This window comes from Streptomyces sp. NPDC087270 (genome assembly GCF_044744625.1).
GTDB lineage: Bacteria > Actinomycetota > Actinomycetes > Streptomycetales > Streptomycetaceae > Actinacidiphila.
In genome coordinates this window covers 269,747-285,003 of sequence record NZ_JBIUYR010000005.1, presented here as the reverse complement: position 1 = coordinate 285,003, position 15,257 = coordinate 269,747, and the positions used below count along the sequence as shown (strand labels likewise).

At 72.4% G+C, this 15,257-nt stretch carries 10 protein-coding genes; 3 read left to right on the top strand and 7 right to left on the bottom strand.

All coding sequences use genetic code 11. From position 1 onward, the window contains the following. Window positions 1-69: 69 nt before the first annotated feature. On the top strand, window positions 70-2,412 hold the full coding sequence (locus ACIPAE_RS12665; protein WP_402444834.1) for a glutaminase domain-containing protein: 2,343 nt from the start codon (window positions 70-72) through the stop codon (window positions 2,410-2,412). Further along, complete coding sequence (locus tag ACIPAE_RS12660) at window positions 2,409-5,684, top strand: TIM-barrel domain-containing protein (protein WP_329362959.1); 3,276 nt, start codon at window positions 2,409-2,411, stop codon at window positions 5,682-5,684. Before ACIPAE_RS12665 ends, ACIPAE_RS12660 begins: the two co-directional genes overlap by 4 nt. A gap of 97 nt (window positions 5,685-5,781) precedes the next feature. On the opposite strand, the gene rhaI is transcribed toward ACIPAE_RS12660, so the two are convergent. From rhaI to ACIPAE_RS12625, 7 genes are all read right to left on the bottom strand, one after another. Then, the gene (gene rhaI / locus ACIPAE_RS12655) at window positions 5,782-6,948 is read right to left on the bottom strand and encodes an L-rhamnose isomerase (RefSeq protein ID WP_328471658.1); all 1,167 of its coding nucleotides are present in this window, start codon (window positions 6,946-6,948) and stop codon (window positions 5,782-5,784) included. A 54-nt stretch (window positions 6,949-7,002) separates the two neighbouring features. Beyond that, window positions 7,003-8,547 (bottom strand): arabinose isomerase, encoded by a 1,545-nt coding sequence (locus ACIPAE_RS12650; protein WP_402444831.1) that lies wholly within the window; start codon window positions 8,545-8,547, stop codon window positions 7,003-7,005. Next, complete coding sequence (locus ACIPAE_RS12645; RefSeq protein ID WP_366410901.1) at window positions 8,544-8,900, bottom strand: L-rhamnose mutarotase; 357 nt, start codon at window positions 8,898-8,900, stop codon at window positions 8,544-8,546. Before ACIPAE_RS12645 ends, ACIPAE_RS12650 begins: the two co-directional genes overlap by 4 nt. 100 nt (window positions 8,901-9,000) lie before the next feature. Next, window positions 9,001-10,011, bottom strand: a complete 1,011-nt coding sequence (locus ACIPAE_RS12640; RefSeq protein WP_402445048.1) for a substrate-binding domain-containing protein — start codon at window positions 10,009-10,011, stop codon at window positions 9,001-9,003. A 262-nt stretch (window positions 10,012-10,273) separates the two neighbouring features. Further along, entirely contained in the window at window positions 10,274-11,326 is a 1,053-nt protein-coding gene (locus ACIPAE_RS12635; RefSeq protein WP_329362955.1) for an ABC transporter permease, read from the bottom strand. Beyond that, window positions 11,316-12,359, bottom strand: a complete 1,044-nt coding sequence (locus ACIPAE_RS12630) for an ABC transporter permease (protein ID WP_328471668.1) — start codon at window positions 12,357-12,359, stop codon at window positions 11,316-11,318. Before ACIPAE_RS12630 ends, ACIPAE_RS12635 begins: the two co-directional genes overlap by 11 nt. Further along, window positions 12,356-13,873, bottom strand: a complete 1,518-nt coding sequence (locus ACIPAE_RS12625) for a sugar ABC transporter ATP-binding protein (RefSeq protein ID WP_402444828.1) — start codon at window positions 13,871-13,873, stop codon at window positions 12,356-12,358. Before ACIPAE_RS12625 ends, ACIPAE_RS12630 begins: the two co-directional genes overlap by 4 nt. A 713-nt stretch (window positions 13,874-14,586) precedes the next feature. Between ACIPAE_RS12625 and ACIPAE_RS12620 the strand changes: the two genes are divergently transcribed. Next, window positions 14,587-15,174 carry a GNAT family N-acetyltransferase gene (locus ACIPAE_RS12620; RefSeq protein WP_402444826.1) on the top strand — a complete coding sequence of 196 codons (588 nt, stop codon included), beginning with the start codon at window positions 14,587-14,589 and terminating at the stop codon, window positions 15,172-15,174. Window positions 15,175-15,257: the final 83 nt, after the last annotated feature.

The following is a 15,257-nucleotide window of genomic DNA, read 5'->3' as shown; positions in this document are numbered from 1 at the left end:
CCCCACCCGGGCCGGAGCGCGCGCCCCTGCCATCCCGCTCCGCACGGGAGCGGTTCCTGGAGGAAACCGATGACATACAGAAGCAACGACGTGGCCCCACCCGTCACCGGGCCGCCGGACGGCCCGCCGCCCGTGGAAGCCGCCGACGCCGCCGACGCAGACGCCGACACCACCGTTGCCGCCGCCGGGCCGGGGCAGGGGATGAGCCGGCGCGGCCTGATCCGCTGGACGGGAGCGGCCGGCGTCGTCGGGCTCGGCGCGGCGGGCACCGGGCTGCTGCCGGGTGTCGCGGGCAGCGCGCGGGCCGCGGACACGGCGGCCCCCTCCTCCTCCGCTTCCACCGCCTCCTTCGCCGCCGCGCGGAGCGGCGCGTCCGGGAAGCCGGGCGGCACCACCGCGGTGGACACCGTCTTCGACCCGATCCGGCCGCCGGCGGTGCCGCTGGCGGTGCGCTCGCCGTATCTGAGCGCCTGGCTGCCGGCGAGCAACACCGCCGGCACCTGGCCGACGTTCTGGACCGGCCGCACCACCGCGATGACCGGCATCGCGCAGATCGACGGCGTGCCGTACCTGTTCCTGGGCGCGCCGAACATCGACGGGCAGGTGCTGCGCGGCATGGCGCAGCGCTCGCTGACCACCACCGCGACGCGTTCGGTGTTCCAGTACGAGGCGGCCGGCGTGGAGTTGACGCTGACCTTCCTGTCCCCGGTGGAGCCGGGCGACCTGCGCCGGCAGTCGGTGCCGCTGTCGTACCTGACGGCGGAGGCGCGCAGCGGTGACGGCGCGGCGCACGACGTGAAGCTGTACCTCGACATCTCCGGCGAGTGGGCGCACGGCGACTCCGGCACGAAGATCGGCTGGTCGGGGGAGCAGGTGGCCGGCGCCGGCAGCGGCTCGCTCACCTCGCTGTCGTTCACCCCCGACGGCACCAAGTCCCTCGCGGAGAACGGGGACATGGCGACCTGGGGCACCGTGGTGTGGAGCGCCACCAACCGCCCCGGGCTGACCTGGCAGATCGGCGCCGACACGGTGGTGCGCCCGGGCGCCCTGACCGACGGCAAGCTCGCCGGCAGCGCCGACACCCGCCAGCCGCGCGCGATCAACGACGCCTGGCCGGTCTTCGCCTTCCACTTCGACCTCGGCAGCGTCCACCGCACCGCGCAGCAGGCGGTGCTGTCCGTCGGCCATGTGCGCGAGCCCGCGGTGAGCTACCTCGGCACGCCGCTGCCGCCGCTGTGGAAGTCGTACTGGCCGACCTGGCAGCAGATGGCGGCCTTCTTCCACGGCGACCTCGCCACCGCCGCCACCCGTACGGCCGCGCTCGACCGCAAGGTGCGCCAGGAGGCGACGGCGGCCGGCGGCCCGAAGTACGCGGCGCTGTGCGCGCTGGCGCTGCGGCAGGCGTACGGCGGCACCGAACTGGTCAGCAAGGACGGCAAGCCGTGGGCGATGCTGAAGGAGATCTCCTCCTCCGGCAACGTCTCCACCGTGGACCTGCTCTACCCGGCGATGCCGGTCTTCGCCTGGGCGGACCCGGCCTACCTCGGGCTGCTGCTGGCGCCGGTGCTGGAGTACGCCGAACACGGCGGCTGGCCCAAGGAGTTCGCCGAGCACGACCTGGGCTCCTCCTACCCGAACGCCGCCGGCCACAACGACGGCAACGAGGAGGACATGCCCGTCGAGGAGTCCGCGAACATGCTGCTGATGTCGGCGGCCTACCTGAAGGGGGCGTCCGCCTCGGCCGGGCGGGCCTTCGCCACCGGGCACTACCCGATCCTCAAGCAGTGGGCGGACTACCTGGTCGACAACGCCCTCGACCCGGGCTTCCAGAACCAGACCGACGACTTCACCGGCTTCATCGGGCACAGCGCCAACCTCGCCCTGAAGGGCATCCTCGGCCTGGGCGCGATGAGCCAGGTGGCCGCCGCGGCCGGCAACGCCGCCGACCGCACCCGCTACCTCGGCGTCGCCAAGGACTACATCGGGCAGTGGACCGGCAAGGCGCAGGACACCACCCCCGACCACCTCAAGCTCGCCTACGACCAGCCGGGCACCTGGAGCCTGAAGTACAACGGCTACCCGGACGCGCTGCTCGGCCTCGGCCTGGTGCCGTCCTCGGTCGCCGCCGAGGAGGCGGCGTGGTACCTCACCCAGGTCAACCCCTACGGCATCCCGCTGGACGTCCGGCACGCCTACACCAAGGGAGACTGGGAGATGTGGACCGCCGCCTGGCTGCGTGACCACCCCGTGAGCGCCTACCTCATCGACTCGTACTACGCGTTCGCGCACACCACGCCGTCCCGGGTGCCGTTCACCGACTGGTACGACACCGTCAACGACCGGCCGGCCGGCGGCTTCCAGGCGCGCCCGGTGATCGGCGGCGTCTTCGCCCTGCTGAGCGTGACCCGATGAGCGCGGCGAGGTCGCGCCGCCGGGCGATCGGCGTACGGCGGCGGATCGCGGTCGTGGCCGCGGCGGCGGCCGCCGCCACGGTGCTCACCGGCACCGGACAGGCGGCGTCCGCGCACGGCACGGCCCACCCCCGCATCCCGACCGTGACGTCCGGCGACGCCCGGTTCGAGGTGCTGTCGCCGACGCTGATCCGTACCGAGTACGCCGGCGACGGGCAGTTCACCGACAGCCCGACCTTCAACGCCATCGGCCGGGACTCCTTCACCAGCACGCCGTACACCTCCAGCACCTCCGACGGCTGGCTCACCCTCACCACCAGCAAGGTGACCCTGCGGTACAAGGTGGACTCGGGGGCCTTCACCGCGCAGAACCTCACGGTGGACCAGAACGCGGGCACCACCCCGGTCACCGCCACCCCGTGGAACGGGCTGACCTGCACGGTCGGCGCGCTGTGCGAGGCGGAGGACCTCTCGGCCGCGGGCGTCAGCACCGCGTCGGACCACACCGGGGCCACCGGCACCGGCTTCCTGGCCGGCTTCACCGCGCAGGGCGACTCGGTCTCCGCCGACGTGGACGCCACGTCGGCGGGCTCCTACGAGTTCGACGCCCGGTACGCCAACGCGCTGGGCGGCGACGGCAAGAACACCACCCGCACGCTGTCGTTGACGGTGGACGGCGGCACGGCGCGGACGGTGAGCCTGCCGGTGACCGCGGACTGGGACACCTGGGCCGTCGCGCGGGTGCCGATCGACCTGACCGCGGGCCACCACACGGTGACGCTGGCGCACGCCGCCGCGGACTCCGGCAACGTCAACCTCGACAGCGTCGCGGTGGTCACGCCCGGCGCGTCCTACCCGGGGACGTCGGCCACCGCGATCACGGACTGCCGGTTCGGGGTGAGCTGCGAGTCCGAGGCGGGCCGCGCCACGGGCTCCGCGGTGGTCGCCACGAACCACCAGGGCTACTCCGGGGCCGGCTTCGTCGCGGAGCTGAACCAGGGCGCCGGGCTGACCCACCGGATCGTCGGGGTGCCGGCCGACGGCACCTACCTGCTGCGGGTGCGCTACGCCAACGGCGTCGGCGGCGACGGCCTGCACCAGACCCGCACCATGACGGTCACGGCCGGCGGCGACGACACGACGCTCAGCCTGCCGGCCACCGCCGACTGGGACACCTGGGGCACCGCGTCGGTCCCGGTCACCCTGACCGCGGGCACCGACGACATCACCCTGGGCTGCCCGGACGCGACCAGCTGCCACGTCAACGCCGACACGGTGTCCGTCAGCGACCAGAGCGCGCCCGCGCCCGCGCCGCACATCGCCCTGGGCGGCTACCGCCGCGGCCTGGACGGGGTCAACGGCGACAACGGCGACCCGTCCATCACGCCCGGCCTGCTCTACCGGGACGGCTGGTACCTGCTGGACGACACCTCCTCGGCGCTGTACTCCACCGCGACCGGGACGGCCTCCGCGCGACCCGGCCACGGCGGCGCGCCCTACCAGGACGGCTACCTCTTCGGCTACGGGCACGACTACCAGCAGGCGCTGACGGACCTGGCCACCCTCACCGGCCCCTCCGAGCTGCTGCCCGAATGGGCCTACGGGGTCTGGTACTCGGAGTACCTGGACCGCACCGCGGCCGACTACGAGAACACCATCCTGCCCGCGTTCCGTTCCGAGGGCGACCCGCTGGACGTCCTGGTCACCGACACCGACTTCAAGTCACCGGCGACCTGGGACGGTTGGGAGATGGACCCGGCCAAGTTCCCCGACCCGAAGGCGTTCTTCGACTGGGCGGCCGGCCAGGGGCTGCACAACACGCTCAACATCCACCCGAGCATCGTCAGCACCGACCCGCAGTTCGCGCAGGCCGAGTCCACCGCGAAGAACAAGCTCGCCAAGAGCGGCTGCGACGGCGACGTGTGCACGTACACCTTCGACTTCGGCGACCCGGACCAGCTCAAGGCGTACCTGGGGCTGCACCAGACGATGGAGCAGGCCGGCGCGGACTTCTGGTGGCTGGACTGGTGCTGCGACAACTCGCAGTCCACGCTGGCCGGTGTCACCCCCGACGCCTGGATCAACCAGCAGTACGCCACCGACGCGGACAAGACCGTCGGGCGCGGGTTCGTGCTCTCCCGGGCCTTCGGGTCACTCCAGTCCGGCGGCTACAGCAGCCCGACCGGCCTGCCGACCGGACCGTGGGCGGACAAGCGCACCACCGTCCACTTCACCGGGGACACCTCCTCCACCTGGGGCACCCTGAAGTTCGAGGTCGGCTACACCCCGGGCGAGTCCGCCTCCACCGGCCTGTCCGCGGTCAGCCACGACATCGGCGGCTTCAACGACGCGACCGGGCTGACCGGCTCCGAGACGTACTCCGACGGCGGGCAGCAGAAGTCCACCACCAAGCTCCCCGACGACCTGTACGCCCGCTGGGTCCAACTCGGCACCTTCCAGCCGGTGGACCGGCTGCACGGCAACCACAGCGACCGGCTGCCCTGGCAGTACGGCACGGACGCGCGCGCTTCCGCGGACAAGTTCCTCAACCTGCGCGAGGACCTGCTGCCGTACACCTACACCCTCGCCCAGCAGGCCAACGCCACCGGCGTCCCGGTGGTCCGGCCGATGTACCTCCAGTACCCGGAGGAGGACAGCGCCTACACCACGGCGGGCAGCGAGTACATGTACGGGCCCGACGTGCTGGTCGCGCCGGTCACCACGCCCGGCACCACCGCCACCACCTCGGTGTGGCTGCCGCCGGGCACCACCTGGACCGACTACTTCACCGGGCAGACCTACCCCGGCGGCACCACGCAGACCATCACCACCGGGCTCGACACGATGCCGGTGTTCGTCCGGGCCGGCGCGGTCGTGCCGACCAGGACCGACCACGTCAGCAGCGACGCGAAGAGCCCGCTGAAGAAGGTCACGCTCACCGTCACCGGCGGCGCGTCGGGCTCGTTCCAGCTCTACGAGGACGACGGCACCTCCGCGGTGCCGGCCCGCTCCGCGACCACGGCCGTCCACTACAGCGAGCGCAAGGGAGTGCACACCCTGCGGATCGGCGCGGCCGACGGTTCCTTCCCCGGCCAGGTCACCAGCCGGCAGTGGACGGTGACCTTCCGCGGGATCTCCGCGCCCGGCGCGGTGGCCGCCACCGGCGTCCGGCTGCCCAGGACGGCCTGGCACTACAGCGCGGCGGACCACACCCTGACCGTCACCCTCCCGGCCCGCAGCGTGCACAGCGCCACCACCGTCACCGTCCGCTGAGATCCCGGGACAGGTGACGGTCAACGGCCCGGGGCGGGACCGGCGAACCGCCGGACCCGCCCCGGGCCGTACCGCCGACGCGGGGACGGACGCGCGCTCAGGCGCCCCAGCCGGCCTGGGTGCCGCCGACCCGGTCGGCGACGATCCGCTCGGCGTAGCCGGACCGCGCGTACGCCGCCATCGGGTCCGGGTCGATCCCCGACTCCGCGCGCAACTCGGCCAGCAGCGGGCGCACATCGGTGTTGAAGGCGTCCATCAGGACGCCGTTGGCGCCCAGCACGTCACCGGCCGCCTGCGCCGCGGCGAGTGCCTCGGTGTCGACCAGCAGCGCCTTCGCGGTGGCCTCCTGCACGTTCATCACCGAACGGATCTGGCCGGGGATCTTGGGCTCGATGTTGTGGCACTGGTCGAGCATGAACGCGATCCCGGAGTCCTCCGCCAGCCCGCCCGCCTGCTTGACCTCGAAGAGGATGCGGAAGAGCTGGAAGGGGTCGGCGGCACCGACCATGAGGTCGTCGTCGGCGTAGAAGCGGGAGTTGAAGTCGAACGCGCCGAGCTTCCCCTCGCGCAGCAGGAACGCCACGATGAACTCGATGTTGGTGCCCGGCGCGTGGTGCCCGGTGTCGACGCACACCTGCGCCCGCTCGCCCAGCCGCAGGCAGTGCGCGTAGGCGGTGCCCCAGTCCGGCACGTCGGTGGTGTAGAAGGCCGGCTCGAAGAGCTTGTACTCCAGGATCAGCCGCTGGTCGGCCGACAGCCGCGCGTACACCGCGTCGAGCGCCTCGGCCAGCCGGTCCTGCCGGGCCCTGATGTCGTCCTGGCCGGGGTAGTTGGTGCCGTCGGAGAACCACAGCTTCAGATCCCGCGAGCCGGTCCGGTCCATCACGTCCACGCACGCGAAGAGGTGGTCGAGCGCCTTGCGCCGGACAGCCGGGTCGGGGTTGGTGACGCTGCCGAGCCGGTAGTCGTCGTCCTGGAAGACGTTGGCGTTGACGGTGCCCAGCGTGATGCCGGCGTCCGCCGCGGCGCGGCCGAGCTCCGCGTAGTCCGCGACCTCGTCCCAGGGGATGTGCAGGGCGACGGTCGGCGCGACCCCGGTGAAGGCGTGCACCTGGGCCGCGTCGGCGATCTTCTCGAACGGGTCCCGGGGCACGCCCTGTTGGGCGAAGACCTTGAATCTGGTGCCGGAGTTGCCGAACGCCCACGACGGCAACTCGATGCGCTGCGCGCGCAGTACGTTCTTGGCTGCCTCACGACCGGCCATGGGCGGACCTGCTTTCCAGTGCGGACGGTTCTTGCTGACAGTTCGGATCGGTGCTCACAAGGCGACCTCCACCAGGTCCACGCCCAGCAGGTCGGCGGTCGCCCGCAGTTGGGGCAGCAGGTCGCCGACACCCAGCGCCCAGTGGTGCGAGATGCCGGTGGCACTCCACGCGTCGGTCCACTCGCCCGGGTCGCAGCCGAAGTCGACCCGCGAGGTGGTGTTGCCGATCTCCAGCAGCGGCCCGGGGACCACCTCGCCGGTGGAGGCGACGAACCTGAAGGCGCCGTCGCGCTGCTGGGCGATCCCGAAGGTGGTGACCGGGCCGTGCGCCACGTCGAACTCCACGGACACGCCCCAGCCGCGCTTGCCGTGGTAGACGCCCAGGCCGCGCAGCAGCGGCCGCCGTTGGCTGATCGCCAGGTGGGCCGGGCCGTCGTGGCCCATCTCCACCACGTTGTCGCGGAAGTTCAGCGCCTGGAGCTCGGTGAACGAGCCGCCGCCGCCGAGCCGGTCCACGATGAGCATGGCCAGCGAGGTGCGCAGTTCGTACTCGCCGGTGGTGGGCACGCCGCGCGCGGTGAGCAGGGACGCGCCGAGGATCATGCCGGCGCCGAGCCGTTCGTGCTGCTCGCCCTCCAGGCCGCGGTGGTAGTAGGCGAGGCTGTCCAGCGCGAAGTCGTCCGCCAGCCGGTCCAGCCCCACCGACACCTTCGCCGCCCAGCGGAAGTCCTCCTCCTGGACCGTCGGGTCCAGGTCGAACACCTCCCGGGCCAGCGCGATCCGCTCCTCGACCTGCGCGTCGCTGACCGCGGCGACCCGCACCCGCAGGTCGTCGAACTCCAGCACCTCCATGTGGCCGCCGAAGTTCGCCGGGACCAGCGTGAGGTCGGTCGACACGTCGAGCATGCCCGGGTAGAGGTGCCCCATCAGGCCGTGCCGGCCGTGCCGCAGCGCGCCGCGCACCCCGGCCGCCTTGATCCAGCGGCCGATCCGGGCCCAGGCCCGCTCGTCCTCCAGGTACCCCGACACCGAGCGGAAGTCGATGCCGCAGCGCAGGAAGGCGTTGGCCATCTCCGGCAGCGGGCAGGCGCCGCAGTACGCCAGCCACTGACCGGTGTCGAAGGTCGCGTGGCCCATCGCCTCGGTGGGCTGGAGGTTGATCAGCAGCACCGGAGCGCCGCTGCGCTGCGCGATCGGCACCAGCATCGACGCGGTCATGTAGGTGGTGAGGAAGCCGACGATGATGTCGCAGCCGGCCACCCGCAGCGTCTCGGCGGCGCGCGCGGCGTCGGAGGCGTCGGAGACGAACCCGGCGTCCACCACGTCGCAGTCCAGCGCCCGCATCCGCTCCGCCACCCGGTCCGCGGAGCGCTGGAGTTGGGGCAGCAGGTCGGGGAACTGCGGCCAGTAGGCGCCGAGTCCGCCGGCCACCAGGCCGACCTTGGTGCGCCGGGCGGTGATGCGCCGCAGCCCGGCCGGCAGGGCGGAAGGCGGCGCGGCGGAGGGCGGCGCCGGGGAGGGCGGCGCGGCGGAGGGCGGCGCGGAACCCGGCTGCCGCGCGGGGCCGTCGGGCTGGGGGGAGTCGAAAGTCGTGGTCATCGGCCGGGTCCTTCTCCACTGGCGTGCAGTTGGTCGTCGAGGTTGAAGATCTGCCGCAGCAGCACGAACCCCTCGTCCGGCGGCTGCCCGTCCAGGCCGGTGAAGTAGGGGGCCATCTCGGCCTGCCAGCGGGCGTTGACGTCGGTGCGGGCCATCGCGGCCTGCGCGGCGGCGAGGTCGTCGGCCTCGACGTATCCGACGATCAGCCCGTCGTCGGCGGCGAAGATCGAGTAGTTGCGCCAGCCGGCCGCGTCGAGCGCGCGCAGCATGTCCGGCCAGACCTGCGCGTGCCGCTCGCGGTACTCGTCGAGCCGGTCGGGCCTGACCCGTAGCAGGAAGCAGTAGCGGTTCATCCGATCGTCGTTCCCTTGTGCTCTCCGCGGCGCCGGGGCGCCCCGGTTGCCGCCGGCGCCGGCCGGCCCCAGGACAGGACCGGCCGGGCGCCCCGCGGCATCAGAAGTCGAACTTGTCGACGTTGGAGGCGTCGAAGACGGTCGGCGGGCCGAGCACCACCGACGGGCCGACCCCGCTCGTCGGGGCGAGCACCTTGTACGTGCCGAGCGTGCCCGCCTTGAAGCTGGACCCGGTCTGCAGGCTGGCGCTGCCGGACGCGAGCGACGCGGCCGCGTAACCGGCCAGGTAGCCCAGCTGGTTGGGGTCCCACAGCTCGAAGGACTTCACGGTGCCGTCCTTGACGTAGGACTTCATCTGCGAGGGCAGCCCGAGTCCGGTGAGCGTGACCTTCTTCGCCACGTCCTTGTGGTTGGACAGGTACTGCGCCGCGGTCGAGATGCCCACGGTGGTCGGCGAGATGATGCCCTTGAGGTTCGGGTACGCCGACAGCAGGCCCTGCAGCACGGTCAGCGACGTGGCCGGGTCGTCGTTGCCGTACACCGTGCTGACCAGCTTCATGTTCGGGTACTTGGTCAGCTGCTGCTTCATGTACTTGATCCAGGCGTTCTGGTTGGTCGCGCTGGCCGCCGCGGACAGGATCGCGACCTGGCCGCTGCTGCCGATCTGCTTGGCGAGCAGGTCGACCTCGGAGGTGCCGATGGTCTCGGTGTCCGCCTGGTTGATGAACAGGTGGTTCGGGGTGGTGCCGCAGGAGATGTCCGAGTCGAACGAGACGATCTTGATCCCGGCGGCAGCGGCCTGGTTGAGCGACGGGCACAGCGCCGACGGGTCGTTGCCGGCGATCACTATGGCGTCGGCGTGCTTCTGGATCGCGGTCTGGATCGACGGGATCTGCGCGGCCGCGGTGTCGGCGGTGCCGCTGGAGACCACGACCTTGCCGCCGAGCTCCTCCAGCGCCTTCTTGCCGCCGGCGTCGGCCAGCACCTCGTACGGGTTCTGGGTGTCCTTGGGGATGAAGTAGACCGTCAGGCCCTTCTTGACGCCGGTCGCGGTCGGCTTGCCGGTCGGGTCGGCGCCGGCGTTGGAGGAGGAGCCGCAGGCCGCGAGCATGAGGCCGGCAACGGAAAGGGAGAGGAGTGCGGTCGCCCTGCGGCGCACGGTTCTGCTGATGGTCACGTGACTGTCTTTCTTCAGAGGGTCGGACGGAACGGCCGGCGCCGCCGGGTGCCGGCCGGTGAGGAAGCGGCGGGGAGCCGCGGCTCCGGACGAGGTGGCGGGGGTGGAGCCGCGGCTCCGGACGAGGTGGCGGGGGTGGAGCCGCGGCTCCGGACGGGGTGGCCGGGTGGAGCCGCGGGCTCCGGGTGGCGGCGGGTCAGGCGGCGGGCAGCGGGCCCCGCTTGGCGCGGGCTCTGATCCGGCGCACCAGCTCGCCGCCGTTGGGCACGACGACGCTCACCAGCAGCAGCGCGCCGGTGACGATGTTCTGCACCTCCGGCTGGACGCCCATCTGGGTCAGCGCCTGCTGGAGGCAGCCGACGATGACCACCGCGAGCACCACGCCGATCACGGTGCCCCGGCCGCCGAAGATCGACACTCCGCCGAGCAGCACGATCGCCACCACGTTGAGTTCGAGCCCGGTGCCGGCGTCGTAGCTGACCGAGGAGTTCTTCAGGGTGAACAGGATGCCGGCGAGCGCGCAGAAGAGGCCGGAGGCCACGTAGAGCCCGAACTTGACCCGGTCGACCCGCACCCCGGAGAAGCGGGCGGCCTCCGGTTGCAGGCCGATCGCCACGATGGAGCGGCCCAGCGAGGTCGCGTGCAGGATCACCCCGAAGATCACCGCCAGCACCAGGAAGATCAGCGCGGACCAGGCGATCTTCGTGCCCTGCACCGGCATCACGCCGATCTTGGTGAGCGACATCGGGAACCCGGTGATGGTGCGCGGCGCCAGCACGATCTCGGAGAGGCCGCGGAAGAGGGTCAGCGTGCCGATCGTCACCGCGATCGACGGCAGCCCCATCTTCGACACCAGCAGGCCGTTGAGCGCGCCGCCGGCCGCGCCGACCGCCAGCGCCGCCGCCATCGCGGCCCACACCGACCAGCCGTCGTGGAAGAGCGAGCCCATCACGGTGCCGGACAGCCCCAGCATCGAGGCCACCGACAGGTCCATCTCGCCGGTCATCACGATCAGCGTCAACGGCAGCGCCATGATGGCGATCTCGCCCATGTTCAGGCTGATGTAGAAGAAGTTGGTGCCGTCCAGGAAGTCCGACGACTGCGCCGACCCGAAGATCAGCACCGCGATCAGGACGAACACCAGCGCGGTCTCCCAGCGCACCAGCCCGCGCCAGAACGGCTGCCCGGCGTCGTCGGCACCCTGGTAGGAGGGGGTGGCCGGTTTCGTGGTGGTGATGTCAGGCGTCACGGTGGGCTCCCTGTGCGGACTGGAGGCTGCGGGCCACCCGCAGGCCCAGCCAGCGGTCGAAGGCGATGGCCGCCAGCAGCAGCCCGCCGGCGATCGCCTCGTTCCAGAAGGACGAGATCTTCGCGGCGACCAGCGCCTGGTTGATCGTGTTGAGCAGCAGAGCGCCGAGGGCGGCGCCCAGCACGGTGCCGCTGCCGCCGAAGATGGCCACCCCGCCTACGACCACCGCGGCGACGACCGTCAGCTCGTAGCCGTTGCCGCCGGTGACGTCGATCTGGGCGTGCAGCGCGAGGAACAGCGACCCGGCCAGGCCGGCGAGCGCGCCGCTGATCAGGAAGGCGGTGAACACCCGTCGCCCGGCGGGGATGCCGGCCAGTGCGGCGGCCTCCGGGTTGGAGCCGATCGCGTACAGGTCGCGGCTGGCCCGGAAGGAGCGCATCGCGTACCCCACGACCGCGACCACGACCGCCACGATGATGGCCAGCCACGGCACACCGAGGAAGGTCCGGTACCCCACCTCGGTGAAGGACTTGGGGATCGCCCCCGGGTCGATGGTCTTGCCGTCGACGATCACCCCGTCCACCCCGCGGACGATGTAGAGCATGGCGAGCGTCACCACCAGGCTCGGCACCCGGGTCACGACCGTGATCAGGCCGTTGATCGAGCCGACCAGGGCGCCGACCAGGATGCCGAGCACGTAGCCCAGCAGCACCGGGAAGCCGGAGTGGTGCTTGAAGACGTCGCCGACGACGTACGCGGACAGGCCGACCACCGAGCCGACCGACAGGTCCACGTTGCGGGTGACGATGACCATCGTCTCGCCGACGCCGAGCAGCGCGATCAGCGAGGCGCCGGTGAGCAGTTGCTGGATGCTGTGCGGGTTGGCGAAGGCGTGGTTGCTGATCGTGGTGGCGACGAAGACCAGCACGATGACGACGCCGATGCCCAGTTCCCGGGCCCGCAGCAGGGCGGCGCCGCGGGCGAAGCGCTGGGTGTCGGGCGCCGGGGCCGGCGCGGTGAGCTGTGCGGTCATGACGCCACCGCCGCGTATCCGGTGGCGGCGCGCATGATCGAGTCCTCGTCGGCCTCGGCGCGGCTGAGTTCGGCGGTGATCCGGCCCTCGTGCAGGACCAGCACCCGGTCGGCCATGCCCAGCACTTCGGGCAGTTCGGAGGAGATCATCAGCACCGCCATCCCGTCGGCCACCAGTCCGTCGAGGATGCGGTGCACCTCGGCCTTGGTCCCGACGTCGATACCTCGGGTCGGTTCGTCGATGATCAGCAGGGAGGGGCCGCGGGCCAGCCACTTGCCGAGCACGACCTTCTGCTGGTTGCCGCCCGACAGGGTGGCGACCGGGTTCCTCATCCGGCCGAACTTCAACTGCAGGCGCTCCGCCCAGGTCAGTGCCAGCTCGCGCTCCGAGCCGCGCTGGATCAGCCCGAACCGGCCCAGCCGCTCCAGCGAGGCGAGCGCGACGTTGCGGTCGATGCCCATGTCCATCACCAGGCCCTGCTGGCGGCGGTCCTCGGGGACCAGCGCCACGCCGGCGGCCATCGCGTCGGCCGGGTTGCCGTTGCGCAGCTTCCTGCCGCCCACCTTGACCGTGCCCGACGTCCACCGGTCGATGCCGAAGACGGCGCGGGCGACCTCGCTGCGGCCGGCCCCGACCAGCCCGGCCAGGCCGACGATCTCGCCCCTGCGCACGGTGAAGCTGATGTCGTGGAAGACGCCCTCCCGGGTGAGGCGTTCGACCTCCAGCACGGTCGCGCCCGGGTCGGTCTGCGTCTTCGGGAAGAGCGTGCCCAGCTCGCGGCCGACCATCGAGCGGATGATCGAGTCGGCGGTCACGTCCTCGATCGGCGCGGTGCTCACGAAGCGCCCGTCGCGCATGATGGTGACGCGCTGGCAGCTCGCCAGCACCTCCTCGATCCGGTGCGAGATGAACAGCACCGCCGCGCCCTGCTCGCGCAGCGTGCGCATCACGTCGAAGAGGCGTTCCACCTCCACCGAGGTCAGCGCGGCGGTCGGCTCGTCCATCACCAGCACCTTGGCGTCCAGGGACAGCGCCTTGGCGATCTCGACGATCTGCTGGTCGGCGACGGACAGGCCGCGGGCCTGGCGCTGCGGGTCCAACTGGACGCCCAGCCGCTCGAAGACCGCGACGGCCGCCTTGTTCATCGCGGTCCGGTCGATCCGGCGGCCGGCGCGGCGCGGCTGGCGGCCCATGAAGATGTTCTCCGCGACGGTGAGGTCGGGGAAGAGGGTGGGCTCCTGGTAGATGATCGACACCCCGGCGGCGCGGGAGGCCGCGGGCCCGGACAGGACGACCGGGGTGCCGCCGATCAGCAGCCGGCCGCTGTCGGGCTGGTGCACGCCGGCGAGGATCTTCACCAGCGTGGACTTGCCCGCGCCGTTCTCGCCCAACAGGGCGTGTGCCTCGCCTGGGTACAGGGTGACCGACCCGTCCTCGAGCGCGCGCACCGCGCCGAAGCGCTTTGCCGCCTGCTCCAGGACGAGGAGCGGGTCCTTGCCTACGGGATCTTTCATCGTGCCAGGTCCTCGTCTTGGTGTGGTGCGCTTGCGCGGCGGGCTCGCCACATGTGTGCCCACCCCCTCCCCGGAACGTCGTCCGGGACTCGTCGTGCCCTCCGTCCGAACGTCGGGCCACCGGTAAATTGGAACGTTTCACAAAAGTTGACGGACGCGAGACTATGTCCTGCGTCACGTGACGTCTAGGGTCCCGCACGTAATATCCGTTGGCGGGGAAGAGCGCTGGTGGGCGCGTCGGCCCGCGGGGGCCGCCGTACGGGCCGGCGGCGCGGGCTCCCGGGGCGCTCGCCGGCGGGCGCGGCGGGGGTGCCCGGCGGGGGTGCCCGCGCGTGCGCCCGGACCTGACGGGTTCCCTCCGGACGGCCAACCGCCCTGGTCGCGGCGGGCGTCGGAGGCGGGACCCGGGCCTTGTGTACGGTCGCGGATACGATCATGGTCCGCGGGGGTTCGGTGGCGGGCGGAGCCGGGCGGTGGGCATCGTCTCCGAATCGTGCCGGTACGCCCCATTGCGGAGCCTGCTCGGCGCGGTTATTCTATGCACTTTTGAAACGTCTCAGGTCCTCAAGGGGGATCTGGGGAACCGGAGTTGCCGGTGCGCGGCGCCCGGGTGGCCCGGGGGAGCGGTCCGGCCCGCGGCTCGCCCGGGAGGAGCACGGGGAGCCCGTCCGGGAGGGCCCGCGGCGGCCCGGCCGGGTGGAGACAATACGAGCATGCCCTCTCTGGCCACCCCCGCGATACCCGCCGGCGCACTTCGTTCGACCGGGCAGCCGGTCCTCCCGGTCGAGGGCGGGCGGCAGTTGCGGCCCTGGCGGCCGGACGACGCCGGCGCCGTCCACGCCGCCTACCAGGACCCGCAGATCCAGCGCTGGCACGTGCGCCGCGCCGACTCCGTCGCCGAGGCGGGGGAGTGGATCGAGCAGTGGCGCGACGCCTGGCCCGCCGAGACCGGCGGGCACTGGGCGGTGGCGGACGCGGCGACCGACGCGCTGCTGGGCCGCGTGGCGCTGAAGGCGTTCGACCTCGCCGACGGGCAGGCGGAGATGGCCTACTGGACGGTCCCGGCGGCGCGCGGCACCGGCGTCTGCTCCGGCGCGGTCCGCGCGCTCGCGGCCTGGGCGCTGGGCGACGGCGGCTTCCACCGGCTGGAACTGGCGCACTCCGCCGCCAATCCGGCGTCCTGCCGGGTGGCGGTCGCGACCGGCTTCGCGCAGGAGGGCGTACGCCGCGGGGCGGCGCGGCACGCGGACGGCTGGCACGACATGCACCTGCACGGGCGGGTGCGCGGCGGCCGGGGCTGACACCGCGTCAAGGGGGCGGACCCGGTGGCCGGGTGGCCGGGGGAGCCCGGGTGCGCGGGTGGCTCGGTGCCGGGTGCCGGTAG

Coding starts and splice junctions, on each gene's coding strand:
- ACIPAE_RS12665 (WP_402444834.1), top strand. CDS start 70: ATGACATACAGAAGCAACGACGTGGCCCCACCCGTCACCGGGCCGCCG.
- ACIPAE_RS12660 (WP_329362959.1), top strand. CDS start 2,409: ATGAGCGCGGCGAGGTCGCGCCGCCGGGCGATCGGCGTACGGCGGCGG.
- rhaI (WP_328471658.1), bottom strand. CDS start 6,948: ATGGCCGGTCGTGAGGCAGCCAAGAACGTACTGCGCGCGCAGCGCATC.
- ACIPAE_RS12650 (WP_402444831.1), bottom strand. CDS start 8,547: ATGACCACGACTTTCGACTCCCCCCAGCCCGACGGCCCCGCGCGGCAG.
- ACIPAE_RS12645 (WP_366410901.1), bottom strand. CDS start 8,900: ATGAACCGCTACTGCTTCCTGCTACGGGTCAGGCCCGACCGGCTCGAC.
- ACIPAE_RS12640 (WP_402445048.1), bottom strand. CDS start 10,011: ATGCTCGCGGCCTGCGGCTCCTCCTCCAACGCCGGCGCCGACCCGACC.
- ACIPAE_RS12630 (WP_328471668.1), bottom strand. CDS start 12,359: ATGACCGCACAGCTCACCGCGCCGGCCCCGGCGCCCGACACCCAGCGC.
- ACIPAE_RS12625 (WP_402444828.1), bottom strand. CDS start 13,873: ATGAAAGATCCCGTAGGCAAGGACCCGCTCCTCGTCCTGGAGCAGGCG.
- ACIPAE_RS12620 (WP_402444826.1), top strand. CDS start 14,587: ATGCCCTCTCTGGCCACCCCCGCGATACCCGCCGGCGCACTTCGTTCG.